Raw genomic sequence first — 26,186 nt, 5'->3', positions numbered from 1 at the left:
GGTTCAGCGGACCTTGCGCGCGCAGTCGATGCAGAGCGTCGCCGTGGGCCGCGCCTCGAGCCGGGCGACCGAGATCTTCTGGCCGCACTTCTCGCAGACGCCGTAGGTGCCGTCGTCGATGCGCGCGAGCGCCCGCTTCACGTCGACGAGCTCGTGCTCGACGTCGTGCAGCACCGCGGTGCGCTGCGACCACTCTTGGCTCATGGTGGGGCCGTCGGGATCGTGCTCGTCGTCGACGGAGCCGTCGGATCTCGCCTCGCGCACCGCCGTGATGCCCTCGCTCTGCTCGGCGAGACGCTCCTCGGCCTCCCGGCGTTCGGCGAGCAGCAGCTCCCGGAAGCGCTCGAGTTGCTCCGCGCTGCGGATCCCCGTCACGTGACCACCTCCGTCGTCGTGCACCGGTCGAGCGGATGTCGGAGCCCGCGCCGATGCGGTCCACCGATCCTATGCCCGCCCGCCGTCACGGGCGCCGATCCACGCCGGACGCGCTGTCGGACGGCGCGACTAGCATTGACGCGTGGTCACCGCCCTCTACCGCCGATACCGGCCCGAGACCTTCGCCGAGATGATCGGCCAGTCGCAGGTCACCGAGCCGCTCATGACGGCGCTGCGCACCGACCGCGTGAACCACGCCTACCTGTTCAGCGGTCCACGCGGCTGCGGCAAGACGACCTCGGCCCGCATCCTCGCGCGCTGCCTGAACTGCGCCGAGGGGCCGACCGACACGCCCTGCGGCACGTGCCCGAGCTGCGTCGAGCTCTCACGTGCGGGCGGCGGTTCGCTCGATGTCGTCGAGATCGACGCGGCGAGCCACAATGGCGTCGACGACGCGCGCGACCTGCGCGAGCGCGCCGTGTTCGCCCCCGCTCGCGACCGCTACAAGATCTTCATCCTCGACGAGGCGCACATGGTGACCCCGCAGGGCTTCAACGCCCTGCTGAAGCTCGTCGAAGAGCCGCCCGAGCACGTCAAGTTCATCTTCGCGACGACCGAGCCCGACAAGGTGCTCGGCACCATCCGCTCGCGCACCCACCACTACCCGTTCCGGCTGGTGCCGCCGGCGCCGATGCTCGACTACGTGCAGCAGCTCTGCGACGACGAGGGCGTCACGGTCGAGCCCGGCGTGCTCTCGCTCGTCGTGCGGGCCGGCGGCGGCTCGCCGCGAGATACGCTCTCGCTGCTCGACCAGCTCATCGCGGGGTCCGAGGGGTCGACGGTCGGGTACGAGCGCGCGGTCGCGCTGCTCGGGTACACGCACGGCGCCCTGCTCGACGAGGTCGTCGACGCGATCGGCTCGGCCGACGCGGCGGGCGCGTTCGCGGCGGCCGACCGGGTCATGCAGACGGGCCAGGACCCCCGGCGATTCGTCGAAGACCTGCTCGAGCGCCTGCGCGACCTCATCGTGGTCGCGGCGACGAGTCCCGAGGCCGCGGCCGCGGTGCTCCGCGGCGTGCCGGCCGACGAGCTCACGCGCATGGCCGCGCAGGCGGCCGCGTTCGGTCCGGCCGAGCTCTCGCGGGTCGCCGACCTGGTCAACCAGACCCTCACCGAGATGACGGGCGCCACCTCGCCGCGCCTGCACCTCGAGCTCATGCTCGCGCGCGTGCTCGTGCCCGCGAGCGACGAGACCGAGCGGGGCGCCCTCGCCCGGGTCGAGCGGCTCGAACGCCGGGTCGGCGTGACGGATGCCGCGGGCGACGCCGCGCCGCCGATGCGCGCCTCGGTCGCGCCGCCGGCTCCGGCGCCCGCCGCCGCGCCGGCCGAGCCGACGCCCGCCGCGCCGGCCGCGCGCGCGCGTGCTCCGCAGGCGAGCTCGCCCCGGGCCGATGCGCCCGCGCCCGTGGCATCCGCGCCGGTGGAGGCGTCGGCGCCGGGCGTGCCGCCGACCCCGGTGCCCCCGGCCGAACCCGCGGCGCCCGTCGAGCCCGCTGCGCGTGCGGTCCCGGTCGGGCCGGTGACGCTCGAGCAGGTGCGCGACGCGTGGCCCGAGATCCTCGGCGTGCTCGAACGCACCAAGCGCACGGCCTGGATGGCCGCGCTGACGGCGAAGGTCATCGACTACCGCTCCGACGACGCCGTGCTCGTCCTCGGATTCCCGAGCCAGAACGACGTGAAGGAGCTTCGCGGCGCCACCGGCCTGCAGAGCCCGGCCGAGCTCCTGCGGGGCGCCATCGCCGAGGTGCTCGGCGTGCAGGTCAAGTTCGTGCCGCGCGTGATGGGCGACCGCACTCCGGCCCCATCGGCATCCGACCGTCCCGAGGGCGGCGCGGCGCCTCGCGGTGGTGCACCTGCGTCCGCGTCGCCGTCGTCGGCACCGGCGACCGAGTCGCGTCCGGCGGGCAGCGACCGGGTGGCTGCGGCCGGCTCCGCGTCCTCCGACCCGACCGGCGGCCCGGCCGCATCCGCTGCTGCTCCTGCTCCTGCGGCTGCGCCGTCCGGACCGGTCGACTCATGGGCGACCGTGGCGATACCGACCTCCGATCCGACCGTCGGCGCCCCGTCGGCCGACGCGGCGCCGGCACGCCGGTCGGCTCCCGAGTGGACGACCCCCGCCGCCGCCGAGGGCGCAACGCCCGATCGTCGTTCGGCGACCGCGGGCGCCGAACGGCCCGGCGTCGATGCCGCACCGATCGACGACGTCCCGCCGCCCGATGACGCCGATGCGCCTCCGGCCGACGACGAGCCGCCGTTCGACGCAGCACCGCCCCCGGCCCCCGAGCCGTCCGCGCCGGCGGCCCGACCGGCGCGCGCCGCGACCCCGCCGCGTGCGTCCTCGGGTGGCGCTCCCATCCAGCGCTACGGCGAGGCGGTGGTGCGCGACCTGCTCGGCGCGACCTTCCTCGAAGAGGTCGAGGCGCCGCCCGCTCGATTCGGCGAGCGGAGCTAGCGCGTGTACGAGGGCATCGTCCAAGAGCTGATCGACGAGCTCGGCCGGCTGCCGGGCATCGGTCCGAAGTCGGCGCAGCGCATCGCGTTCCACATCGTGCAGACCGAGCAGTTCGACGTGTCGCGGCTCGCCGAGATCCTGCTCGAGGTGCGCGACAAGGTGAAGTTCTGCGAGATCTGCGGCAACGTGGCCGAGCAGTCCACGTGCTCCATCTGCCGCGACCCGCGCCGTGATGCGTCGCTCATCTGCGTGGTCGAGGAGGCGAAGGACGTCGTGGCGATCGAGCGCACGCGCGAGTTCCGCGGCCTCTACCACGTGCTCGGCGGCGCGATCAGCCCGATCGACGGCATCGGGCCCGACGAGCTCCGCATCCGACAGCTCATGCAGCGCCTCGCCGACGGCACCGTCACCGAGGTCATCATCGCCACCGACCCCAACCTCGAGGGCGAGGCCACGGCCACGTATCTCAGCCGGCTCCTCACGACCCTCGAGATCCGCGTGACGCGCCTCGCCTCGGGCCTGCCCGTCGGCGGCGACCTCGAGTACGCCGACGAGGTCACCCTGGGCCGAGCGTTCGAGGGTCGGCGCGTCGTCGGCTGACGCCCGCGCCACCCATTGACGACCGGATGCCGCGCCGATAGAACGGACCACATGAGCGCAGGCAGCGACTGGGTCGAAGGCTACGTCCGAGCGTGGGAGACCAACGATCCCGACGACATCGCGGCGATCTTCACGGATGACGCGGTGTACGAGTTCAGTCCCGACGATCCCGATGCCCTGCGGGGTCGCGAGGCGATCATCGCCGGGTGGCTCGACTCCAAGGACGAGCCCGACGACTGGGAGTTCGACTGGGAGGTCCTCACCGAGACCGACGATCTCGTGATCGTCCAAGGCCGCACCGACTACCCGGACTCGAAGCTCTACGACAACCTCTGGGTCATCCGGCTCGCGCCCGACGGTCGGGCGACGCGCTTCACCGAGTGGTACATGGAGCGCGACCGCTGAACCGGCGGCGGCGCGAGCCGCCCCTCGCCACGCACGTCAGCGGAGGACCTCCACGAGCACCACCCACGCCATGAGGATCGACGCGATCACGGCGATCACGGCGCCGAAGCCGATCACGACGAGTCCCGCATCGATCGGCCCCGCCAGCACGAGCACCGCTCCGACGGCGAACGCCGCCACCGCCACCATGCCGATCGCGCCCCGCACGATCCGCTCGCCGACGCTGTCGCGACCGCCGCGACGGATGGCACGGATCGCCGCCACCTGGAAGGCCCCGGCCCCGACGGCGGCCACCAGGACGGCGATTGCGTAGACCGCCGTCGAGCCGCCGGGCATGAGGCCGACGGCGGATGCGACGATCGCGAGGGCCAGCCCTGCGATCGACGCCCCGGCGCGGGCGGTGAGCTCGGGCGACGACATGATCGCGCTGATGTTCACCGACATCGCGACGATGAGCAGGCCCGCGAGCGCCGCGGCCGCACCGACCATCGCGACGTTGAAGTCGGTCCAGCCCTCGAGCGCCTCCGCCATGGCCGCACTCTACTCCCGCCGACGCGCGCGGTCCGGGGCCGGTCGTCACATGGCAGGGCGAGAATGCGGCCCGCCGTATGATGGACGTTCCGGCGCCGGGTGATCATCTCCCCGGCCCAGACACACCCCCGGGAGCGCCCACGTGAGCTTGATCGTGCAGAAATACGGCGGATCGTCCGTCGCCGATGCGGAGAGCATCAAGCGGGTCGCGAAGCGCATCGTCGAGACCCGCAAGGCGGGCAACGATGTCGTCGTCGCGGTCTCCGCGATGGGCGACACGACCGACGAGCTGCTCGACCTGGCCAACGAGGTCACGCCGCTCCCGGCACCCCGCGAGCTCGACATGCTGCTGTCGGCGGGCGAGCGCATCTCGATGGCGCTGCTCGCGATGGCGATCAAGAGCATGGGCCACGAGGCGCGCTCGTTCACGGGCAGCCAGGCGGGCATGATCACGGATGCCACGCACGGCGCCGCCCGCATCGTCGACGTCACCCCGGTCCGCCTGCGCGAGGCGCTCGACGAGGGCGCGGTCGTCATCGTCGCCGGGTTCCAGGGCTTCAACCGCGACACGCGCGACATCACCACCCTCGGCCGTGGCGGCAGCGACACGACCGCGGTGGCGCTGGCGGCGGCGCTCGACGCCGACGTGTGCGAGATCTACACCGACGTCGACGGCGTGTTCACGTCCGACCCTCGCGTGGTGAAGAAGGCACGCAAGCTCGACCGCATCACGAGCGAGGAGATGCTCGAGCTCGCGTCGTCCGGTGCCAAGGTGCTGCACATCAGGGCCGTCGAGTACGCGCGCCGTCACGGGGTGACCCTGCACGTGCGCTCGTCGTTCAACAACAGCGAGGGGACCGTCGTCTACGACCCCGAGCGCCTTCCCGAAGGAGAAGCTGTGGAAGAGTCCGTCATCGCCGGTGTGGCGGTCGACCTGGGCCAGGTCAAGATCACGGTCGTCGGCGTGCCCGACGTGCCGGGGGCCGCGGCGAAGATCTTCAAGATCGTCGCGAACACGAACGCGAACGTCGACATGATCGTGCAGAACGTCTCGGCCGCGGCGACGGGTCGCACCGACATCTCGTTCACCGTCCCGAAGTCCGACGGCGAGCGGTCGCTGAAGGCGCTGTCCGAGGCGCAGGAGTCGCTCGGCTTCGAGTCGCTCCAGTACGACGACCAGATCGGCAAGCTGTCGCTGGTCGGCGCCGCGATGCGCTCGGCGGCGGGCATCTCGGCGAAGCTGTTCGAGGCACTGTACGACGCGGGCATCAACATCGAGATGATCTCGACGTCCGAGATCCGCATCTCGGTCGTCACGCGCGCCGACTCGGTGAACGCGGCCGCGCGCGCGGTGCACACCGCGTTCGAGCTCGACGGCGACGCCGACGCGGTCGTCTACGCGGGCACGGGCCGCTAGTCGCGAACGGATGCCGCGACGCGGCGTCCCGCGCGGCATCCGTCGAACGACTGCCGGATTTGAGGAGAAGGCTGCCAGATCAGGACCGAGCGCCCCGCTCTCGGCGGACGCCCGGACGAACTCCTGAATACTGGATGCCACGAGAGGGAGCACCATGCCACACGGAGTGAACATCGGCGTCGTCGGCGCCACCGGACAGGTCGGCGCGGTCGTGCGCCGGCTCCTCGAGGACCGCGACTTCCCCGTCGCGTCGATCCGCTACTTCGCCTCGGCGCGCTCGGCGGGCACGACGCTGCCGTTCCGCGGCGAGGACGTCGTCGTCGAGGATGCGTCGACGGCCGACCCCACGGGCCTCGACATCGCGATCTTCTCGGCGGGCGCGACCCTGTCGAAGGCGCAGGCGCCGCGGTTCGCCGCCGCGGGCGTCACCGTCATCGACAACTCGAGCGGATGGCGCATGGACCCCGACGTGCCGCTCGTGGTCAGCGAGGTGAACCCGCACGCGATCGCCGAGGCGCGCAAGGGCATCATCGCGAACCCCAACTGCACGACGATGGCCGCGATGCCGGTGCTGAAGGTGCTGCACGACGAGGCCGGCCTCGAGCGACTGATGGTCGCGACCTACCAGGCCGTGTCCGGCGCCGGGCTCGCGGGCGGCGAGGAGCTGCTCGAGCAGGCCAAGGCGGCCGTCGAGCAGGATGCGATCGAGCTCGTGCACGACGGCTCGGCCGTGACGATGCCCGAGCCGAAGAAGTTCCCCCGTCCCATCGCGTTCGACGTGATCCCGCTCGCCGGCTCGATCGTCGACGACGGCGACCTCGAGACCGACGAGGAGAAGAAGCTCCGCAACGAGAGCCGCAAGATCCTCGAGCTCCCGGGCCTCCGCGTCGCGGGCACCTGCGTGCGCGTGCCGGTCTTCACGGGGCACTCGTTGTCGATCCACGCCGAGTTCGCCAACGACATCACCCCCGAGCGCGCGACCGAACTGCTCGCCGAGGCGCCCGGGGTCCAGCTCAGCGACATCCCGACGCCCCTGCAGGCCGCCGGCACCGACCCGAGCTACGTCGGGCGGATCCGCCGCGACCAGTCGGCGCCTGAGGGCCGCGGACTCGTGCTCTTCGTGTCGAACGACAACCTGCGGAAGGGTGCGGCGCTGAACGCCGTGCAGATCGCCGAACTCGTCGCCGCGGAGCTGCCTGCCAAGGTCTGACGACCCGCGAACTCACGCCCCGGGCGAGGCAGACGGATGCCGCGCCCGGGGCGTTCGCGTGCCGTGACCGAATCGTGATCGAGACGCCCGGTCGGACTCCGTTCAGGGCATATCTCTCCGCTTCGCGCGAGCCCTAGGCTGAGCATGACCCTGACGTGGTGATCGGCGGCCTTCCCACCCGCCGTTCGACCCTGCCCACGCGCCCGGTCGACTCCGTAACCGAACACCCACTTCCCCCCAGGAGCCCCCTTCCATGAAGTCACCCCGTGCGTTCGCTGCTGCCCTGATCCTCGCTGCCGGCGCCGTCGCATTCACCGCCGCCCCGGCCTACGCCACCCCCGACGGCACCAACGTCTGCCCCGAATTCGACACCGGCCACCTCTCCGCGAACGGCGAGAAGGAGTGGACCGCGGTCGCCCCCGAGGGGCAGCTGATCGCCCAGATCTGCGTGAAGGCCGGTTCGGCCAAGCAGGGCCTCGGGCCCGAGCTGATCACGCTCGACCCCTACGCCGAGTCGGTCACCTTCCGCCACAGCTCCGGCAAGGACATCAGCCACTACTCGGTCGCGTACGTCGAGGTCACCGAGACCATGCCGCCGGCGACGCCGGGCGACGGCGACCCGGCGGGTGGCGGCGACCCGGTGGGTGGCGGCGACGGTGACGGCGACCCCGTGGGCGGCGGCGACGGCGACGGCGAGCCGGTCGTCGGCGAGCCGATCGACGGGGAGACCGACCCGATCGGCGGCGGTGACGGCGAGACCGACCCGGTCGGCGGCGGCGAGGCCACCGAGACGAAGGCGCAGCTGGCGGCGACCGGCTTCGAGAACGGCTGGCTCCTCTTCGCGGGCTTCGGCGCGATCGTCCTGGGCGGCGGCCTCGCAGCCACGCGCATCGTCGCGGCCAAGCGTCGCTGACCCGACTTCTCACAACGGCCCGTCCCGCTCCGCGGGGCGGGCCGTTTCGCATCCGCGACCGGCAAGCGGCGGTCTGCCTCCCTTTCTGGGGGCTGTCCTCATTTGTGAGGACACCTAGGCTGAGCGCAACCGTCCAATGGTGATCGGCGGACTCCCCAGCCGCCGGTCTCACCCTGCCCACTGGCCGACAAATCCGAGTACCCGTCACCCGCCAGGAGCCCCTCATGAAGTCAACCCGTCTGTTCGCTGCTGCCCTGCTGCTCGCCGGCGGGGCGGTCGCATTCTCCACCGCGCCCGCCTACGCCGCTCAGAACGACCAGGTCTGCGCCGGCCTGGACTCGGGCAAGATCGACACCCAGGGCGACGTCTCGTCGGTGACCATCACGGCCCCCGAGGGATACCTCATCACCGAGTACTGCGTGAAGGCAGGCTCGGCGAACCAGGGTCTCGGGCCCGAGTACGTCACCGTGGACCCGCCCGTGAAGTCCCTCGAGATCACGCACTCGTCGACGAAGGACGTCAGCCACTACTCGTTCGCGTACGAGAAGGAGCAGACCCACACGACCCCGCCGACGACGCCGGTCCACACCGACCCGGCCGGTGGCGGTGACGGTGGCGGCAAGCACTCCGAGGCGCCGAAGGGCGGCGGCGAGCAGCTCGCCGAGACCGGCTTCGACAACGGCTGGCTGCTCTTCGCCGGCCTCGGCGCGATGGCGCTCGGTGGCGCGATCGCCGCGCCGCGCATCGCGGCGGCGAAGCGTCGCTGATCCGTCCGCATCACGGCCGACCGGCCCGTCCCGCATCGCGCGGGGCGGGCCGGTCGGCCGTTGTGCGGCATCCGTTCGTCACGGACGACCACCTGGTCGAAGCACACATCCGCGCCCACTTACACTGGAACCCGTGACTTCCGAGGAGACCGTCGACGTCGTGCTGATCGGCGGGGGCATCATGAGCGCTACGCTCGGCTCCCTGCTCTCGAGGCTGCAGCCCGATTGGAGCATCCGCGTCTACGAGCGGCTGGGTCGCGTGGCGCAGGAGTCGTCGAACCCCTGGAACAACGCGGGCACCGGCCACGCGGCGCTGTGCGAGTTGAACTACATGCCTGAGGCGCCCGACGGCAGCGTGAGCGCCGCGAAGGCCGTGCAGATCAACGAGCAGTTCCAGGTGAGCCGGCAGTACTGGGCCCACCTCGTCGAAGACGGCTCGCTGCCCGAGCCTCGCAGCTTCATCAACTCCACCCCGCACATGACGTTCGTGCGCGGCAAGGCCAACGTCGAATACCTGAAGAAGCGCGTCAAGGCGCTCGAGGGCCAGCCGCTGTTCGCCGGCATGGAGTACACGGAGGACCTCGACACGATCGCCGAGTGGGCGCCGTTGCTCGCCAAGAAGCGCAACCCCAAGGCGAAGGTCGCGGCGACCCGCATCGAGTCCGGAACGGACGTCGACTACGGCGCACTCACCGTGCAGCTCATGCGCGACCTCGAGTCGCGCGGGGCGTCGATCCGCACCGATCACCAGGTGACGTGGCTGAAGCGCCAGGAGGACGGCACGTGGCGGATCCGCGTCCGCAACCTCGTGGGCGGCAACGTGCACACCGTGCGCGCGCGGTTCGTGTTCGTCGGCGCGGGGGGCGGGGCGCTCGCGCTCCTGCAGCACTCGGGCATCCCCGAGATCCGCGGCTACGGCGGCTTCCCGATCTCGGGCCAGTTCCTCCGGACCACCAACCCGAAGCTCGTGGCGCAGCACCAGGCGAAGGTCTACGGCAAGGCCGCCGTCGGCGCCCCGCCGATGTCGGTGCCGCACCTCGACACCCGAGTGGTCGACGGTGAGACGTCGCTGCTGTTCGGGCCCTACGCGGGCTTCACGCCGAAGTTCCTCAAGACGAGCACGTGGTTCGACCTGCCGTTCTCCATCCGCACCCACAACCTCGGGCCGATGCTGCAGGTGGGCCTGCGCAACTTCGACCTCGTGAAGTACCTCATCTCCGAGCTGCTCGCCTCGCGCGAGAAGAAGATGGCGGCGCTGCGCGAGTTCATGCCCACGGCGAAGACCGAGGACTGGGAGCTCATCACGGCCGGCCAGCGCGTGCAGGTCATGAAGAAGGACCCGGAGAAGGGCGGCATCCTGCAGTTCGGCACCGAGGTGATCTCGGGCGCCGACGGCACGATCGCCGGCCTGCTGGGTGCGTCGCCGGGGGCCTCGGTGTCGGTGCCGATCATGCTCGAGGTCATGGGCAAGTGCTTCCCCGACCGCATGGGCGAGTGGGAGCCGAAGCTGCGCGAGATGATCCCGTCGCTCGGCACGAACCTCTCCGACGACCCGGAGGCGGCGGCGGAATCGCTCGCGCGCACCGCGGCCGTGCTGCAGCTCACCCCGAGCACGGCGCTCGTCGCCAAGTAGCGCGCAGCGCCCCGCTGGTCGAGTAGGACGCGAAGCGCCCGCTGGTCGAGTAGGACGCGAAGCGCCCGTATCGAGACCCCCCCAAGCCAAACCTCGACCAACCCGCGCGGGTCTGCTACAGTCGACCCCGCTATGAAGTGAGCACATCCCATCGTCCCGCGCCCGAGGCGCCGTTGACACCGGGGTGCGCTCCTTCCACTGATCGCGACAGTGTTCGCGCGCACCCAGGCGACGGCAGATGCCCGGCGGGATCCATCACCCGCTCCCGGGCCGTCGTCGCCGTCCACGCGTGACGTCGGGCCGTGTCCGACGCGTCGTCCGCGCCCGCTGAAGCGCGCGTTCGCACGCCGACGGCCCGGGAGCCTCCTCGCGAAGGGGCTCCGCCTCATGTCAGTCACCCATTCCCACTCATCCCACCTCCGCGTCGACGGCCTCTCGGTCGCGTTCGGCGATCGTCGTGTGCTGTCCGACCTCGATCTCACCGTCGCCCCGGGCCGTCGCCTGGGGCTCATCGGCGAGAACGGCGCGGGCAAGTCCACCCTGCTGCGCGTCATCGCGGGCGACGTCCTCCCGGGCGCCGTCGTCGGCGGGCGCATCGCCCGGCCGCCGCGCACGGGCCTGCTCTTCCAGGAGCTGCCGTTCGACCCGGCGGACCGCGTCGACGAGGTGCTCGAGGCATCCGTCGCCGACGTGCGGGCGATCGAGGTCGAACTCGACGCCGCGGCTTCGGCGCTGTCGGCGCCCGAGTCCGAGTCGACGGATGCCGCAGCCGCCCGTGCGGCCGACCGGTACGCCGTCGCCCTCGAGGCGGCCGAGCGCGCCGACGTGTGGTCGGTCGAGCGGCGCCGCGACGAGTTGCTCGACGGACTCGGGCTCGCCGGGCTCGGTCGCGACCGGCGCATCGGCGAGCTGTCCGGCGGTCAGCGCAGCCGGTTCGCGCTCGCGGCGCTGCTACTGTCGTCGCCGGATGCGCTCCTGCTCGACGAGCCCACGAACCACCTCGACGACGACGCCGCCGGGTTCCTCGAGGAGCGCCTCCTTGCGTGGCGCGGACCGGTCGTGTTCGCCAGTCACGACCGGGCGTTCCTCGACCGCGTGGCGACGGGCCTGCTCGACCTGGATCCGGGGCGGGCGGGTGCTGCGGCACTCGCGCGAACCGGGGCGGCCCCGGCGGGCGCCGGGTCGCGTGAGGCGGTGCTCGCGGCATCCGTCGGCACGGTGTTCGGCGGGTCGTTCAGCGAGTACCTGGCGGTGCGCGCGGAGGAACGCGCACGCTGGGCGCGGCAGCACGACGAGGAGCAGTCCGAGTTGCGGCGGCTGCGGGTCGTGGTCGCCGAGCGCGCCCGCGACGTCGCGCACGGTCGTGCGGCGCGCGACAACGACAAGTTCCTGAAGCACTTCAAGCGCGAGAACGTCGAGCAGGCGGTCTCGCGGCGGGTGCGGAACGCCGAGCTGCGCCTCGCGGAGCTGGAGCGCACGCAGGTGGCCCGGCCGCCGTCGCCGATGGCGTTCGCGGGCATCCCGTCGGGGTCGCACGCGCTCGAGGGCGACGACGGGCAGCTGCTGCAGGTGTCGGGCGTGGCGGTCGACGGGCGTCTCGAGCTCGATGCGCTGCAGGTCGGACCGCTCACGCGGCTGCTCATCACGGGCGCGAACGGCGCCGGCAAGTCCACCCTGCTCGCCCTGCTCGCGGGGCGTCTCGCGCCGGATCGCGGCACGGTGCGCCGGCGCCGCGGGCTGCGCGTCGGCCTGCTCGAGCAGGACGTGCGGTTCGCCGATCCGGATGCCACGCCGAGGGCGCTGTACGCGCGGGCGCTGGGGGAGCGGCGCGCCGAGCGCGTGCCGCTCGCCGACCTGGGGCTCATCGGCTCGCGCGACCTCGATCGGCCCGTGGGCCGGTTGTCGGTGGGGCAGCAGCGGCGGCTCGCGCTCGCGCTGGTGATCGCCGCGCCGCCGCACGTGTTCCTGCTCGACGAGCCGACGAACCACCTGTCGCTGGCCCTGGCCGGCGAACTGGAGGAGGCGCTCGGCGCGTATCCCGGCGCGGTGCTCGTGGCGAGTCACGACCGGTGGCTTCGTCGCCGGTGGGAGGGGGAGGAGCTCGCGCTCCGCCCGCATCCGGTCGGGGCGCTCGCCGCGACGTAGGACACTCGAGCGGATGCCGTAGCACGGCGCGCCGCGGCATCCGCTTGCCCTCGGTTCGAACGTGTGTTCGAATAGCTGGGTGAGGTGGAACACGCAGGAGCTCGGCGTCGAGCAGCAGGGCACGCTGCCGGGCCTCGCGCGCCTGAACAACCTGGTGAGGTCGGTGCAGACGCCGGAGTTCGCCGGGGTCACGTTCCACGAGGTGCTGGCCAAGTCGGCGCTGAACAAGGTGCCCGGCCAGTCCTACGTGCCGTTCGGCTGGACCATCAACCCCTACCGGGGCTGCCAGCACGCATGCGCCTACTGCCTGGACCCCGACACGTCGATCACCCTCGCCGACGGATCGAACCGACCGCTGCGCGATGTCGAGGTCGGCGACGTCCTGGTGGGAACGACTCGTGTGGGTCGATACCGCAAGTACACCCCATCGACCGTGCTGGCGAAGTGGTCGACGCGCAAGCCCGCCTACCGCATCCGCCTCGCGGACGGGACGACGATCGTGGCGAGCGGCGATCACCGATTCCTCACTGAACGCGGCTGGAAGTACGTGACCGGCGCAATGAACGGGACTGATCGGCGACCGCACCTGACCACCGGGAACTCGCTCATCGGGTTCGGGGTGGGCCCCTCGCCGCAATTCGCGGATCACGTTTCAGACGAGTACCGGCTGGGATACCTGACCGGCATGGTGCGCGGTGACGGAATGATGTTGGAACGCGACTATCCGCGAACCGGCAAGAGCGACAAGACGTACCGGGCATACCGATTCCGCCTCGCGCTCTGCGATGACGAGGCGCTCGAGCGCACCGGGGCGTATCTCAGCCACTTCGGCGTGAGGACCACCGAGTTCGTGTTCTCCACAGGGGCGACGAATCGCCGGCCGATGCGCGCGATCCGAACCAGCAGTCGGCAGCACTACCAGCAGATCAGCGCCCTGATCGCCTGGCCGGCCGATCCCTCAGCCGCGTGGCGCGCCGGCTTTCTGGCCGGCATCTTCGACGCGGAGGGATCCAACTCGCGCGGGATCGTCCAGATCTCGAACAGCAACCAGACGATGCTGGAGGCGACCGTCCTCGCGTTGGCCGAGCTCGGCTTCGATGCCGTCCTGGGGGGGCCCGCGCCGAACGGGGTGTACTCGGTCCGGCTTCGAGGAGGCCTACCGTCACGCCAGCGCTTCTTCGGGATGACGCAGCCTGCCATCTCGCGGAAGCGCGGGATCATCGGATCGACCGTCAAGACCCATGCCGACCTGAGGGTGATGTCCGTCGAACCGCTCGGGGCGGAACTCGACCTGCTCGACATCACGACGAGTACTGGCGACTTCATCGCGAACGGAGTCGTGAGCCATAACTGCTTCGCCCGGCCGACGCACGAGTACCTCGACCTCGACGCGGGCGATGACTTCGATCGCGAGATCATCGTCAAGGTCAACGTCGCCGAGGTGCTGCAGCGCGAGCTCGTGCGGCCGTCGTGGCAGCACGAACCGGTCGCGCTCGGCACCAACACCGACCCCTACCAGCGTGCCGAGGGGCGGTACTCGCTCATGCCGGGCATCATCGACGGGCTCGCATCGAGCGGCACGCCGTTCAGCATCCTCACCAAGGGCACGCTGCTGCGGCGCGACCTGCCGCTGCTGCAGGCGGCGCGCGAGCATGTGCCCATCGACCTGGCGATGTCGATCGCCGTGTACGACGACGAGGTGCAGCGGTCGATCGAGCCGGGCACGCCGACGACTGCGGCACGGCTGGCGACGGTCACGGCGGCGCGTGAGGCGGGCTTCGACTGCTCGGTGTTCCTGATGCCGATCCTGCCGTACCTGACCGACACGCGAGCCCACCTCGATGAGGCGGTCCGCCGGGCGAAGGCGGCCGGCGCCACGAGGCTCGTCTACTCGGCGCTGCACCTGCGGGGGTCGGTCAAGCCGTGGTTCTTCTCGTGGCTCGCGCGCGAGCACCCGGATCTCGTCGACCGCTATCGCGCCATGTACCCGGGGGCGAGCGCCTATGCGCCGAAGGAGTACCGTGCCTGGCTGGCCGAGCGGATGCGGCCGTTGCTCCGCGCGCACCGGCTCGAGCGCGGCCGTGAAGACGTCGTGACGGGCGGGGTGGCATCGACGGCCCCGAGGCGAACCGCCGCCCCCTCCTCCGGCCTTGCGGCGGCATCACCCACCATGCTGTTCTGACAACTGGGATAATCCTTCAAGGCAGGACGCGAACACCCGCCGGCGGATGGGAGCACGATGACCCTGGGCCTTCCCGAGCATCTCGCGGGAGCGTCCTTGGGTCGAGCGCTCACCCGCGCCGGCCACAGCGCCGCCGCGGTGTGCCTGCTCGCCGCGATGGCCATCGCGGCAGCCTCCGTCGTCGACGGTCGGGCGTGGGGCCTGCCCGAGCCGCGTGCCTCGGCCATGCTCGTGCTGCTGCTCCTGGCCGCGCAGGCGGCGGCGCAGGCGGCGCTGATGCGGTGGCCCAATGTCACGCTCACGGTCGTCACGCTCGTGGTGGGCGGCGGGGTGGCGTTCGCGTTGACCGAGCTCATCATGCAGCCGGGCAGCGACTTCGAGAGCACGAACAACGCCATGCTGGCGCTGCCCCGGGTGGCCCTCGTGCTGCTCGGCGGCGCCGGCTTCGGCTCTCGCATCGCCATCACGTGGGCGGCGCTCGGCTGGGGCATCGGCGAGGCGGCCACACTCCTCGCGGTCGCGCTGAACGATGCGGCCGCCGTCGACTGGTCCGGCGCCGGCGTCTGGGTGCCGAACGTGACCGCCGCCGCCGCATTGGTGATCATGACCATCGTGCGCACCTTCGACGGCATCTCCCGACGGAGCGCCGCGAGGCAGGAAGCGGGCCTCTACCGGGCGACGCAGCAGACCCGCGAACTCGCCATCCGGCACGACTACGAGCTCCGCGCCATCGCACGCCTGCACGACACCGCGCTCAGCCACCTCATCGCCGTGGCGACCGCCGGGTCGGGGCCGATCGCGGAACGGCTGCGTTCCGACATCCGTCACGACCTCGCGCTCATCGTCGGGCGGGACTGGGCCATCGACCACGCCGACCACGAGGCGGATGACGAGGTGGGGCAGGGCACCCGCCGTCCCGCATCGAGCGCCCGGGCCGACGCCGCGCGCGGTCGCTCGCCGCTCGCTGCATCGACGCTGACTGCGACGGCCGCCGACGCGGCCGGCACGGTCGACGCCGAGGCCGACACCGGGCCGGCACCGCTGGCCGATGCCATCGACGTCGCGCGGCACGCCGGCCTCGAAGTGCACCTGTCGGGGGATCCGTCGGCGCTGCGCCGGATCGACCCGGCACGCCGGGAGGCGCTCGAGGCGGCCGTGGCGCAGTGCCTGATGAACGTGGTGCGGCACGCGGGCGTCGACGAGGTCGAGGTCGCCGTGGGGCCGGGGGACTCCGAGCTGACCGTCGCCGTCGTCGACGGCGGTGCCGGATTCGACGTCGCGGGGGTGCCGCCGGATCGCATCGGCCTGCGCACCTCGATCCGCGGGCGGATCGAGCAGGAGGGCGGCACCGTCCAGGTGTGGTCGCGTCCCGGCGTGGGCACCACCGTGCTCCTCAGCGTTCCGGTCGAGGGGGTCGGCCGATGAGGGGCACGATCCGGATGACGCAGCAGGAGGTCGACCCCCTGGGCGGCATCGCCGCGGTCCCGCTGGTCGGTGCCGGCGCCATCGGCACGACCACGATGGCGATCGCCCTGACCTGGTGGCACCGTGAGGAGATCAACTCGCCGGCCGCCGCCATCCTCGCCATCGCGCTGGTGGCCGTGGCGGGACTCGTGGCGTGGGTGTCGGCACTGCCCGCTCGCGCGCCCTTCACGCTGGAACGGCTCGGACTCGTGGTCCTGCTCGCGTTGGGCGGTGCGGTCGCCGAGTACGTGAGCACGATCGGACGTGACCGGTACCTGTACGACGACTTCGGTCCGCTCTCGGTGGGGTTGCTGCTGCTCGCGCTGGCCCCGTTCTGCTCGTGGGTGGCGCTGCTGGTCGCCGGCACGCTCGGCGCCGTCGTCGTGGCGATCCTCGGCCTCGGCTCGGCCGGTCCGGCGGTCACGGCTGCGCCCGCGCTGTCGTTCGCACTGCTCAACGCGGTGGCGGTCTTCGCGCCGGCGGCGGCGGCGGCGGCCTACTCCGCGTCGGTGGTCTCCGAGACGCTCGCGTGGCAGCGGCGCACCAACGCGGTGGCGCTCGAGAACGAGGCCGCGCTCCGCACGGGCATCGCCCGGTCGGTGCAGCAGGGCCGCGTCTCGGTCCTGAGCCGCGAGGTGCTCCCGTTCCTCGCCCAGGTCATGACCGCCGACCGGATCTCCGTGGCGGATGCCGACCGCGCGCGCGAGCTCGCCGACGCCCTCCGCCGCGCGCTCCGGGCGGGCATCGAATCCACCTGGCTCGACGAGCTCGCCTCGTCGACCACGGCCATGCGCGGCGTGCCCGTCACGGTCCATGACGAGGCGGCCGCGGCGGCCCGACTGCGCGTCGAGCAGCGCGCGGCCATCACCGCCCTCATCGTGTGGTTGGCCGACGAGCGCCGGGCCGCGGCGATCACGATCGCGTTCGCCACGCCGACCAAGGGGGAGTCGCGGATCACGGTGACGGCACGCCCCGGGGCGGGCGCGCTCGGGCGTCGCGACATCGACCGGTTCGTGGCCGTGGCACGCGCCGTCGGGCTGCGCGGCGAGGTGTCCTCCACGGGGGAGAATATCCGTGTGGAGTTCCGACATGACGCCTGATGATGATGTCCGGCGCGAACCGGGCGACGAGCGCGAGGCTCGCCCGCTCGTTCGGGTGGGCATCCTCGACGACCATGCCGTCATCGTCGACGGCATCGCGTTCTGGATCGCCGAGAACGCCCCCGATGTCGAGGTGGCGATCCGTGCGACCCGCTGGATCGACCTGATCCGCGACGAGGCGTTCCCGGTCGACATCGTCCTGATGGACCTCCAGCTGCCCGAGTCGGTGTCGATCGAGTCCCGCATCCGCGCGTGCCGCGCCGCGGGCTGCGAGGTCGTCGTCGTGACCGCGCTCGACGACGCCGAGTCGCGCGAGCGCTCCCTCGCCGCCGGTGCGGTGGCGTTCGTGCCGAAGACGCTCCCGGTGCGCGAGGTCATCGACGTGGTGCGTCGGGTGGCGCGCGGTGAGCGCGTGCCGAAGCGGCCGCGGGTTCGCGACGAGCAGTCGGCTGCGGCATCCGCGCCCCCCACCGGTGCCGAGGTCGCCGACGCTGCGCTGAGCGCCGCCGAGCAGCGCGCCGTGACGTTGTACGTGCAGGGCCTGTCGACCAACGAGGTGGCCCGTCGCATGGAGATCGGGTACGAGACCGCGAAGACCTACCTGCGCCGCGCGCGCGACAAGTACGCGAAGGTCGGCCGTCCGGCCGGTCGACGCTCCGAACTCATCCGTCGCGCGGCGGAGGACGGGATCCTCGAATAGATGGCGAAGCTGTACTTCCGGTACGGGGCGATGAACTCCGGCAAGTCGACCGCGCTGCTGCAGGCCGCCTTCAACTACGAGGAGCGCGGGCACCGGGTGCTGCTGGCGAAGCCGGCGGTCGACACGAAGGGCGACCGCGACATCGTGTCGCGGCTCGGCGTCGTGCGCGAGGTCGACTTCACGATCGGGCCCGACGACCAGGTGCTCGAGGTGTTCCAGCGGTATCGCACGCCCGTCATCGAGGCGCACGGCCGTGACGTGAGCTGCTTGCTCGTCGACGAGGCGCAGTTCCTCACCGGCGACCAGGTCGACGACCTGCTGCGCATCGCCCTGCTCGACGACATCCCGGTCCTCGCGTACGGCATCCGCACCGACTTCCAGACGGCCGCCTTCCGGGGGAGCCGGCGGCTGCTCGAGGTCGCGCACAGCCTCGAGGAGTTGAAGACGATCTGCCGGTGCGGCCGCAAGGCGATCTTCAACGGGCGGCGGGTCGACGGGCGGTACATCTTCGACGGCGACCAGGTCGCGATCGACGGCGTCGAGGTGACGTACGAGTCGCTGTGCGGCGTCTGCTACCTGCAGGAGAGCGGCGGGGTGCTGAACGGCCGTCACTGACGAGGCGCGTAGGTCGGTTCGGAGGCATCCACGGCGCGCAGGTCGGTTCGGAGGCATTCACGGCTCGAGGGACGACCGCCGGCCGATACCGAGTCAACACGGTGCGTCTGTGATGACTGCACGATCGAGCTACCGCCCGCAGGCGCTGGGCAATCTCACCGCCATGGAGAGCGATCGCAGAGGTGTCTGCTTGGTGCTCGGCATCAGCGATTGACAGACGGCGGCCCTTTAACCGCGGTCGACCGGATGGGTGGGAGCGTGATACCCGTCTCCTACGACCGCTTTGCCGTTCGCGGAGGCAGGCACTTGCGCAGAGATCGCCCTCCCACGGGAAGCGCCGCGGTCGGTGCGGCTCACACCCGGCTCTGCGTACGATTCGGAGGAGCGGGCTCGTGTGTGGCCGAGGCTCCTCGCGTCGGCCGTAGCAGGAATCTGTCGAGCACCCACCACACGACGAAGACCTGGAATGCAAGCCATACCTGGGCCATCGAGTTGCCGCGCGTGAAGAGGATCGTCCAACCGGCGGCGAGCAGCAGGGCGCCGAGACGGGTGCCGGTCGCCGTGATCAGGCTTCCCTCGAACCGGGCCGACCAGATACCCAAGAGGACCATCCCTCCAATGACCCCTGCCCACGCGAAGTCCGAATATAGAACCCCGATGATGCTCGGGACAGGGCATGCCTGCTGGTAGTCGCAGACCGTGCCGAACATCTGAAGAAGCAGGACGTCATTCCATCGCTCGAAAGGGCTGAGCGCAGCGGGGATAGGGAGGGCCAAGACCTCGCCGACCGTGCCTCTGCCGAAGCCGAACTCGATTCTGGTTCCCATTGACTGCGACAGGTACGAGACATAGTTGAACATCTCGGTGTCGTAGGACAGGAAGAATCCATCGAGGATGCCGCCGACCCCTTGTTCTCCGAAATACGCACGCATCGCGCCCAGGAGGTCGGTGCCTGGGGCCCGGCTGCCTGACGAACGGATGAATGGGACGATCGCGAGGGCGAAGAAACCGACTACGCCGCCGATCACCCAGCTCGGCTTGATGCGGCTGTGCCATGAGTTGGCGAGCGCCCCGAGGACCGCCATTAGGAGGGAGGGGATCAAGAATCGTCGTGTGCCGATCGCTGACGGGGGAACGACGGAAAGCGCTGCGATCAACCAGTAGCTGAAGTTCTGGACGCTCGAGTACCTCAGGTAGCGCTCGTGTCTGAATCGCACCACGGCGATGGTCAAGCAGCCGATCACAGGCAGCGCTGAAACCACGGCGGGGACACCCGCTAGGTTCGCCATCACCTCGGGGGATCGCCCGCCGAAGATCTCAGCAAGGAACCCAACGCCGCCTCCGATCACGATCATCATGAGGAACCAGCCGCCAAACAAACCCCAAGCAATCCGCATCGATCGGCCTGGCGCCCACTCGGGTGGAATCTCCCAGGGGGAGGCCAGCTCGATCATTCCTGCCGCACGTCGTCTGGAGAGGGTCAATCGCCGAAACGCGTATCCCATCACGAACGAGAGAGTCCCAACGAATCCCATCAGCGCGGCGGCTTCGAAGCCCGCGGTCGTGTTGTACCCGTAGAAATTGAAGGACTCGGGTTGGGCAGGCATGAGGAGCGGGCGAATACCGAAGATCGATAGGAGGGTGAGCAGCACCAGAACAAATGGGCTGAGCATCGAACCTCGGCGGAACCCTGTTCCCGCGGCAACCGCGACGACGACCACAAAGATGGTCATCGCGGGCCAGAAGGCATAGCCGCTACTCACAGTTCCCCCATGAGCGACCACCCTACAATGGGGGCGCAGCGCAAGGTCTCTTCAGCTCCAGCTCGCCATGACGAGCTCGGCGATCACACAGACCATCTGCCCGTGCTCAAGGCCTGTGCCGTACGTTCGAAACGCATCGCAGCCTTGTTCTCGCTGGATGGTCCACGCGCGCGAACGCTCCGGAACGAGTCCCTGCGGTCATCGGCGCGAAACACTTCACGCTTCGTCGAACCCGACTGCGACAATCTTGCGCCATACCTCACTGGCTGGGACGCTCTAGCTTCGCGCTCCCGCAGTCACATCAGCAGCAGCACGAGGGTCAGGTTGAACACGGCGTGCGCGACGATCGCACCCCCGAGACGACCGGTGGTCGCGACGAGCGCGCCGACCGCGCAGCCGAGGACGAAGGTGCTGAGCCCCACGGTCCAGGCACCCGACGGGGTGGCGGCGTCGAGCGTGTGCAGGAGCGCGAACACGGCGGCGGCGACCACCACGCCGGTGGCCGCGGCGGCGCGGGGTCGGCTGCCGGCCGCGCGGGCGGCGTCGGTGACGGCGGGTTGGGTGAGTCCGCGGAAGAACAGCTCCTCGACGAGCGGCGCGAGCAGCACCGGTGCGATGAGCAGGCCCACCCACCAGGTGACCGGGTCGAGTTCGAGGCGGATGCCGCCTCCCGGCATGACGCCCGTGAGGCCGGCCTGGATCAGGGTCGCCGTGGCGCGGGCGAGCAGGCCGATGCCGATGCCGAGGAGCACGTCGAGCGGCGTGATACGGAGCAGGCGGCGCCACCGCACCGGGTTCCGCCGCGCTGACACGGCGACGGCCGCGCCGAGCGGCACCCATACCGCGAGGTACGCGCCCGAGACCTGCACCCACGTCGGCATGATGACGCGGCGCGTGAGGTCGGCGAACGCGAGGGTCAGCACCAGTGCCGCCACCACGGCGATGGCGGCGATCGCCAGCTCGGTCGACCGTGTCGCGCGCGGTGGCGAAATGGGGGACATGTCGCCACTGTAGCGAGGTGGCTCCGGGGCGGGGGACACGCCGCCGCGCCGATGCATGCCGCCGTCGTTATCGAACCGTTACTCGCCCCTCGTTCGGGGGCCAATTCGCGGCGATATCAGGCGAAATTGTCCCCGGAAGGGGGGACAAGAGTCCCACGAAATGCGGACATGCGTCTCCTCTCGGAGTGTGCAAGCGTGGGCCGCGGGCAGGTCGGCGAGTTCTCCCGGCGTCAGTTCAGGTTTTGCCCGTATGGCACCATTGGGGGACGTCGGCGGCGCAAGGGGGGAGCGCCGACCGACGTTTTTCGTTGTCTGCGGACATGAGGGGTGGCACACATGGAGCTGCGGGACTATCTGCGCATCCTTCGCGGATCGTGGGTGCTCATCTCGGTGCTCGCGCTCCTCGGAATCGGCGCCGGCGCGGCCTACTCCATCGTCACCACGCCGAAGTTCAGCTCGTCGGCCAAGGTCTTCGTGTCGACGTCGAACGGCACCACGGTCACCGAGCTGCAGCAGGGCAACACCTTCACCCAGCAGCGCGTGAAGACCTACGCCGACCTCGTCACCACCCCGATCGTGCTGCTGCCGGTGATCGACCAGCTGAGCCTCGACCTCACCGGTGAGCAGCTCGCCGAGCAGGTGACGGCCACCGCTCCGCTCGACACGACCCTCATCGAGATCACCGTCACGGATGTCGACCCCGCGCTCGCCGCCGAGATCGCGACGGCCGTGAGCGAGAGCCTCACCGAGGTGGTCGAGTCCATCGAGGCGTCGCAGACCCCCGAGGGCGAGCCGACCAGTCCCGTGCGCTTGACGCTCGTGCAGCACGCCGCCGTGCCCCAGACACCGGTGAGCCCCAACGTGCCGCTCAACGTCGCGCTCGGCGGGCTGGTCGGCCTCGCTCTGGGCATCGGCCTCGCGGTCCTCCGCGAGACCCTGGACACCCGCATCCGCAACGAGCGCGACGTGGAGCTCGTCACGGAGACGCCCATCATCGGCGGCATCGTCTTCGACCCGAAGGCCAACGAACGCCCGCTCATCGTGCACGCCGACCCGCAGTCGCCGCGCGCCGAGTCGTTCCGCACCCTGCGCACGAACCTCTACTTCCTCGACGCCGACCGCACCAACCGCGCGTTCGTGGTCACGAGCTCGGTCGAGTCCGAGGGCAAGTCCACGACGACCGCGAATCTCGCGATCGCCCTGGCGGATGCCGGTGCTCGGGTGCTGCTCGTCGACGCCGACCTGCGCCGTCCCAAGCAGGCCGACTACCTCGGTCTCGAGGGTGCCGTGGGACTCTCCGACGTGCTGATCGGCCGCGCCGACCTGCAGGACGTCGTGCAGCGCTGGGGTCGCAACAGCATGTTCGTGCTGCCCGCCGGCGCCATCCCGCCGAACCCGAGCGAGCTGCTCGGCTCGACCGCCATGGTCGAGCTGATCGCCGAGGCGAACCGGTCGTTCGATGTCGTGCTCTTCGACTGCCCGCCGCTGCTCCCGGTGACGGATGCCGCGATCCTCGCGCGCAACGTCGGCGGCACGATCGTCGTGGTGGCCGCCGGCCGGACGCACCGGGGTCAGCTGAAGGGCGCCATGGCGGCCCTCGCGAACGTCGACGCGCCGGTGTCCGGCGTGGTGATCACGATGCTGCCGACCAAGGGTCCGGACGCCTACGGGTACGGCCGCTACGGGTACGGCTACGGCTACGGGTACGCCTCCGAGGCGCCGGCGGTGACGGCTCCATGACGTTCCATGTCCTCTCCGTCTGCACGGGCAACGTCTGCCGGTCGCCGTTCGCGGCCCAGCTGCTCGCGGCGCGACTCGCGGAGGCGGGCATCGACGCCGAGGTGACGAGCGCGGGGACGCACGCGTTGGTGGACAGCCCGATGACCCCGGAGGCGGCCGCGATGTCGCGGCGTGCCGGTGTCGATCCGGACGCGCACGCGGGTCGCCAGCTCACCGCGGACCTCGTGCAGGCGTCCGACCTGATCCTCGTCGCCGCCCGCGAACACCGTGCCCGGGTGCTGCAGCTCGTGCCGCGCGCGTCGCGGCGCACCTTCACGCTCCGCGAGTTCGCGCGCATCGCCGACTTCGTCGCGCGGGCGCGCACCGTCGATCCGTCGTTCACGTTCGCCTCCGACGACCCGGCGGCTCGCGTCGAGGAGATCGCACTGTCGCGCGGCCTCGCCGAACCCCCCGCGACTCCGCAGGACGACGACGTCGTCGATCCCTATCGCCGCTCACCCGAGGTGTATGCCGAGGCGGAGCGCCTGATCACCGTCGCCGTCGACGGTGTGGCCCGGGCGCTCGCCGCGACTGCTTCGGGAGGTCGCGGTGCCGCGTAGGTCGTCTCGTCCTTCCATCCGCCAGGGCACCGGTTGGTGGCCGATCATCGGCCTCGTGCTGCTCCTCGCGGCGGATGCTGCGCTCATCTGGTACGCGATGGACGCGTCGCGACCGTCGGTGGTTCCGGCATCCGCGGCCGGGTCGCCCGCCCAACTGCCGGTGCTGCCCGAGAGCACGCCCACGGAGGTCGCGCCGACGCCGGTTCCCACCCCCACCGCCGTGGCGGCCGTCGCGCCGGTCTCGGTGGTCCTCGCGGCGTTCGACGATCGGGTCGCGTACCGTGCGGCGATGGGCGCGTGCCCGACCGCGCGCGGCGTCGTCGAGGTGACGACCGACGGCGGGGCCACCTGGGCGCCGGCCCAGCTCGCCGACGCGAGTGCGCCGGCGGCCATCACGGTCATCTCCGAGGTGGAGGCGTCGGTACTCGCCGCGACCGTCGACGACTGCGATGCGGTGGCGTTCCGCACGTTCGTGCAGGGCGCCGACTGGGCCCCGGGCCCGAGCTTCGACTCCGCGTGGCGACTCGACGGGGCCGAGGTGGTCGCGCCATCCGGCACCCGGTCGGCACCGTGCGCCGCACCGGCGCAGGTGAGTGCAGCGGATGCCGCGTCGGCGGCCGTGCTCTGCGGGGACTCGACCGTCGCGACGACCGCGGACGGCGGTGCGACGTGGGCGGCGACCGCTCCGGTGCCCGGTGCGATCGCGCTGGCGATGAGTGCCGGCGACGCGGGCAGCGGCATCCGTCTGCTCGTCGCGGGGCAGGGCGACTGCGTCGACGGCGTGCAGGCGGGTGTGCTCGCGTCGGGAGCCACGAGCCCGGGCGCGCTCGGCGAGTGCGTGACGACGGATGCCGCGCCGGGTGCGTCGACGATCGCGGTCGACTCGGGCGGCGGCCTCTGGCTGTGGACCGGCGCTCAGGTGCTGCGCTCATCGGACGGGGGAGCGACATGGTGAGCGCGATCGCGTCGACGTACCTGATGACCAGGGTGCCGACGAGCCAGTGGTCGATCCGACTCGCGCGTCGCGTCGCGATCACGGACCTGCTGGTGCTCTCGTGGGTGGTCTTCGGCGTGCAGATCGCGTGGCTCGGGCTCGACAGCTCGGCCATGGGCTTCAGCGGGTCGCGCGGCGACATCGCCGTCAGCTACACGCTCGTGTCGGTGGTCATCATCCTCGGGTGGATGGTCGCCCTCGAGCTCTTCGACACCCGTGAGCACCGCAACCTCGGGGTGGGCACGCAGGAGTACCGAGGTGTGGCGGATGCCACGATCCGCTGGTTCGGGATCGTCGCGATCGTCGCGTTCCTGTTCAAGGTCGACCTCGCTCGCGGGTACATCCTCATCGCGTTCCCGCTGGGGCTCATGGTGCTCGTGTTCTCGCGCTGGATGTGGCGGCAGTGGCTGGGCGTGCAGCGTCGCGCGGGTCGGTTCGTGTCTCGGGTGCTGCTCGTCGGCTCGACGTCGTCGGCGATCACGATCGCCCGCGAACTGAAGCGCAACCCCGAAGCGGGCTACCGCGTCATGGGCGCGTGCGTGCCGACCGGGGTCACCGGCGGCCGGCTTCCTGACCTCGAGGTGCCGGCGTGGTCGGGGACGACGAATGCGCTCGCGGTGATGCGCGACCTCGGCGCCGACACGGTCGTCATCACCAGCGCCGACGAGCTCGGCCCGGACCAGGTGAAGCAGCTGTCCTGGGGGCTGAACCCCGGCGCCGAGCACCTCGTCGTCGCACCGAGCCTCATCGACATCGGCGGCCCGCGGATCCACACGCGCCCGGTCGCCGGCCTGCCGCTGATCCACGTCGAGACGCCGAAGTTCGAAGGGCGCAAGCTCGTCGCGAAGCGCGCCTTCGACCTGTTGGTCGCCGGGGGACTGGTGCTGCTGCTCTCGCCGCTGCTCGTCGCCATCGCGGCGATCGTCAAGTTCTCGTCGCCGGGCCCGGTGCTCTTCCGGCAGCGTCGGGTCGGCATCAACGGCCGCCCGTTCGAAATGCTCAAGTTCCGCTCGATGGTGATCGACGCCGAAGCTCGCCTCGCCGAACTGCAGGCGGCGCAGCGCGACGCCGGCAACGCGGTGATGTTCAAGATGAAGGACGACCCGCGGGTCACCCCGATCGGCCGATTCATCCGCCGGTTCAGCCTCGACGAGCTGCCCCAGTTGTTCAACGTGCTCGGCGGCTCGATGTCGCTCGTGGGCCCGCGGCCGCCGCTGCCTCGCGAGACCGACGTGTACGACTCCCACGTGCACCGCCGCTTCCTCGTGAAGCCCGGCATCACCGGCCTCTGGCAGGTCAGCGGCCGCTCGAACCTGTCGTGGGAGGACACCGTGCGCCTCGACCTCTACTACGTCGAGAACTGGTCCATGACGGGAGACCTCGTGATCCTCTGGCGGACGGCGAAGGCCGTGCTCGGAAGCGATGGAGCGTACTGATGGGCGAGACAGTGTGCTTGGGAGCTGTCCCCGAATCGCGCGGTCCGCTGCGGTCGAGGGGTGCGAGCTAGCGTGTCGAATCGT

Annotated in this window: 22 protein-coding genes; 18 read left to right on the top strand and 4 right to left on the bottom strand. The window is 71.1% G+C overall.

What is annotated here, in order from left to right; all coding sequences use genetic code 11:
- Window positions 1-3: 3 nt before the first annotated feature.
- On the bottom strand, window positions 4-375 hold the full coding sequence (locus AVP42_RS16905) for a TraR/DksA C4-type zinc finger protein (RefSeq protein WP_067948859.1): 372 nt from the start codon (window positions 373-375) through the stop codon (window positions 4-6).
- Between the two features lie 142 nt (window positions 376-517).
- Here AVP42_RS16905 and AVP42_RS10725 point away from each other — a divergent pair, with 142 nt between their 5' ends.
- Genes AVP42_RS10725 through AVP42_RS10715 form a run of 3 tightly spaced genes read left to right on the top strand, consistent with a single transcriptional unit; the run spans window position 518 to window position 3,892 of the window.
- The gene (locus AVP42_RS10725) at window positions 518-2,887 is read left to right on the top strand and encodes a DNA polymerase III subunit gamma and tau (protein WP_067948858.1); all 2,370 of its coding nucleotides are present in this window, start codon (window positions 518-520) and stop codon (window positions 2,885-2,887) included.
- A 3-nt stretch (window positions 2,888-2,890) separates the two neighbouring features.
- A complete protein-coding gene (gene recR / locus AVP42_RS10720; RefSeq protein WP_067948856.1) occupies window positions 2,891-3,487 on the top strand; it encodes a recombination mediator RecR in 597 nt (198 codons plus the stop codon).
- 51 nt (window positions 3,488-3,538) lie between these two features.
- On the top strand, window positions 3,539-3,892 hold the full coding sequence (locus tag AVP42_RS10715) for a nuclear transport factor 2 family protein (RefSeq protein ID WP_067948854.1): 354 nt from the start codon (window positions 3,539-3,541) through the stop codon (window positions 3,890-3,892).
- Between the two features lie 36 nt (window positions 3,893-3,928).
- Here AVP42_RS10715 and AVP42_RS10710 read toward each other — a convergent pair whose 3' ends face one another.
- On the bottom strand, window positions 3,929-4,423 hold the full coding sequence (locus AVP42_RS10710) for a hypothetical protein (protein ID WP_067948852.1): 495 nt from the start codon (window positions 4,421-4,423) through the stop codon (window positions 3,929-3,931).
- 142 nt (window positions 4,424-4,565) lie between these two features.
- Between AVP42_RS10710 and AVP42_RS10705 the strand changes: the two genes are divergently transcribed.
- The 11 genes from AVP42_RS10705 (at window position 4,566) to AVP42_RS10655 (ending at window position 18,569) form a co-directional block, all read left to right on the top strand.
- Entirely contained in the window at window positions 4,566-5,840 is a 1,275-nt protein-coding gene (locus AVP42_RS10705) for an aspartate kinase (RefSeq protein WP_067948850.1), read from the top strand.
- A gap of 154 nt (window positions 5,841-5,994) precedes the next feature.
- Window positions 5,995-7,050 carry an aspartate-semialdehyde dehydrogenase gene (locus tag AVP42_RS10700; RefSeq protein ID WP_067948849.1) on the top strand — a complete coding sequence of 352 codons (1,056 nt, stop codon included), beginning with the start codon at window positions 5,995-5,997 and terminating at the stop codon, window positions 7,048-7,050.
- 253 nt (window positions 7,051-7,303) lie between these two features.
- A complete protein-coding gene (locus AVP42_RS10695; RefSeq protein ID WP_067948847.1) occupies window positions 7,304-7,963 on the top strand; it encodes a hypothetical protein in 660 nt (219 codons plus the stop codon).
- Window positions 7,964-8,187: 224 nt separating this feature from the next.
- On the top strand, window positions 8,188-8,730 hold the full coding sequence (locus AVP42_RS10690; protein WP_067948845.1) for an LPXTG cell wall anchor domain-containing protein: 543 nt from the start codon (window positions 8,188-8,190) through the stop codon (window positions 8,728-8,730).
- 133 nt (window positions 8,731-8,863) lie between these two features.
- Entirely contained in the window at window positions 8,864-10,363 is a 1,500-nt protein-coding gene (locus AVP42_RS10685) for a malate:quinone oxidoreductase (RefSeq protein WP_255361447.1), read from the top strand.
- A gap of 387 nt (window positions 10,364-10,750) precedes the next feature.
- Entirely contained in the window at window positions 10,751-12,508 is a 1,758-nt protein-coding gene (locus AVP42_RS10680; RefSeq protein WP_067948843.1) for an ATP-binding cassette domain-containing protein, read from the top strand.
- A gap of 61 nt (window positions 12,509-12,569) precedes the next feature.
- Complete coding sequence (locus tag AVP42_RS10675; RefSeq protein ID WP_369798141.1) at window positions 12,570-14,690, top strand: intein-containing Rv2578c family radical SAM protein; 2,121 nt, start codon at window positions 12,570-12,572, stop codon at window positions 14,688-14,690.
- A 57-nt stretch (window positions 14,691-14,747) separates the two neighbouring features.
- A complete protein-coding gene (locus AVP42_RS10670; RefSeq protein WP_157356801.1) occupies window positions 14,748-16,115 on the top strand; it encodes a sensor histidine kinase in 1,368 nt (455 codons plus the stop codon).
- Window positions 16,112-17,254 carry a hypothetical protein gene (locus AVP42_RS10665; RefSeq protein WP_157356800.1) on the top strand — a complete coding sequence of 381 codons (1,143 nt, stop codon included), beginning with the start codon at window positions 16,112-16,114 and terminating at the stop codon, window positions 17,252-17,254. Before AVP42_RS10670 ends, AVP42_RS10665 begins: the two co-directional genes overlap by 4 nt.
- On the top strand, window positions 17,244-17,954 hold the full coding sequence (locus AVP42_RS10660) for a response regulator transcription factor (RefSeq protein ID WP_082847175.1): 711 nt from the start codon (window positions 17,244-17,246) through the stop codon (window positions 17,952-17,954). Before AVP42_RS10665 ends, AVP42_RS10660 begins: the two co-directional genes overlap by 11 nt.
- Window positions 17,955-18,569: a thymidine kinase gene (locus tag AVP42_RS10655; RefSeq protein WP_067948835.1), complete on the top strand. Its 615-nt coding sequence runs from the start codon at window positions 17,955-17,957 to the stop codon at window positions 18,567-18,569.
- A 353-nt stretch (window positions 18,570-18,922) separates the two neighbouring features.
- Here the strand turns inward: AVP42_RS10655 and AVP42_RS10650 are convergent, their stop codons facing one another.
- On the bottom strand, window positions 18,923-20,302 hold the full coding sequence (locus AVP42_RS10650; protein WP_157356799.1) for a hypothetical protein: 1,380 nt from the start codon (window positions 20,300-20,302) through the stop codon (window positions 18,923-18,925).
- A 326-nt stretch (window positions 20,303-20,628) separates the two neighbouring features.
- Window positions 20,629-21,333 carry a CPBP family intramembrane glutamic endopeptidase gene (locus AVP42_RS10645; protein ID WP_067948831.1) on the bottom strand — a complete coding sequence of 235 codons (705 nt, stop codon included), beginning with the start codon at window positions 21,331-21,333 and terminating at the stop codon, window positions 20,629-20,631.
- 336 nt (window positions 21,334-21,669) lie between these two features.
- On the opposite strand from AVP42_RS10645, the gene AVP42_RS10640 reads away from it, so the two are divergent.
- The 4 genes from AVP42_RS10640 to AVP42_RS10625 are packed head-to-tail and all read left to right on the top strand — an operon-like array spanning window position 21,670 to window position 26,102.
- The gene (locus AVP42_RS10640; RefSeq protein ID WP_067948829.1) at window positions 21,670-23,073 is read left to right on the top strand and encodes a polysaccharide biosynthesis tyrosine autokinase; all 1,404 of its coding nucleotides are present in this window, start codon (window positions 21,670-21,672) and stop codon (window positions 23,071-23,073) included.
- Window positions 23,070-23,672 carry a low molecular weight phosphatase family protein gene (locus AVP42_RS10635; protein WP_067948828.1) on the top strand — a complete coding sequence of 201 codons (603 nt, stop codon included), beginning with the start codon at window positions 23,070-23,072 and terminating at the stop codon, window positions 23,670-23,672. The genes AVP42_RS10640 and AVP42_RS10635 overlap by 4 nt, the downstream gene beginning before the upstream one ends.
- Before the next feature lie 55 nt (window positions 23,673-23,727).
- Window positions 23,728-24,627: a hypothetical protein gene (locus AVP42_RS10630; RefSeq protein WP_067948826.1), complete on the top strand. Its 900-nt coding sequence runs from the start codon at window positions 23,728-23,730 to the stop codon at window positions 24,625-24,627.
- Window positions 24,621-26,102 (top strand): sugar transferase, encoded by a 1,482-nt coding sequence (locus AVP42_RS10625; protein ID WP_082847182.1) that lies wholly within the window; start codon window positions 24,621-24,623, stop codon window positions 26,100-26,102. The genes AVP42_RS10630 and AVP42_RS10625 overlap by 7 nt, the downstream gene beginning before the upstream one ends.
- The last annotated feature ends 84 nt before the right edge of the window (window positions 26,103-26,186 follow it).

The sequence above is a fragment of the Agromyces sp. NDB4Y10 genome (assembly GCF_001620055.1).
GTDB classification, from domain to species: domain Bacteria; phylum Actinomycetota; class Actinomycetes; order Actinomycetales; family Microbacteriaceae; genus Agromyces; species Agromyces indicus.
The sequence above is the reverse complement of the archived record's forward strand: the minus strand, read 5'-3'. Positions and strand labels throughout refer to the sequence as shown.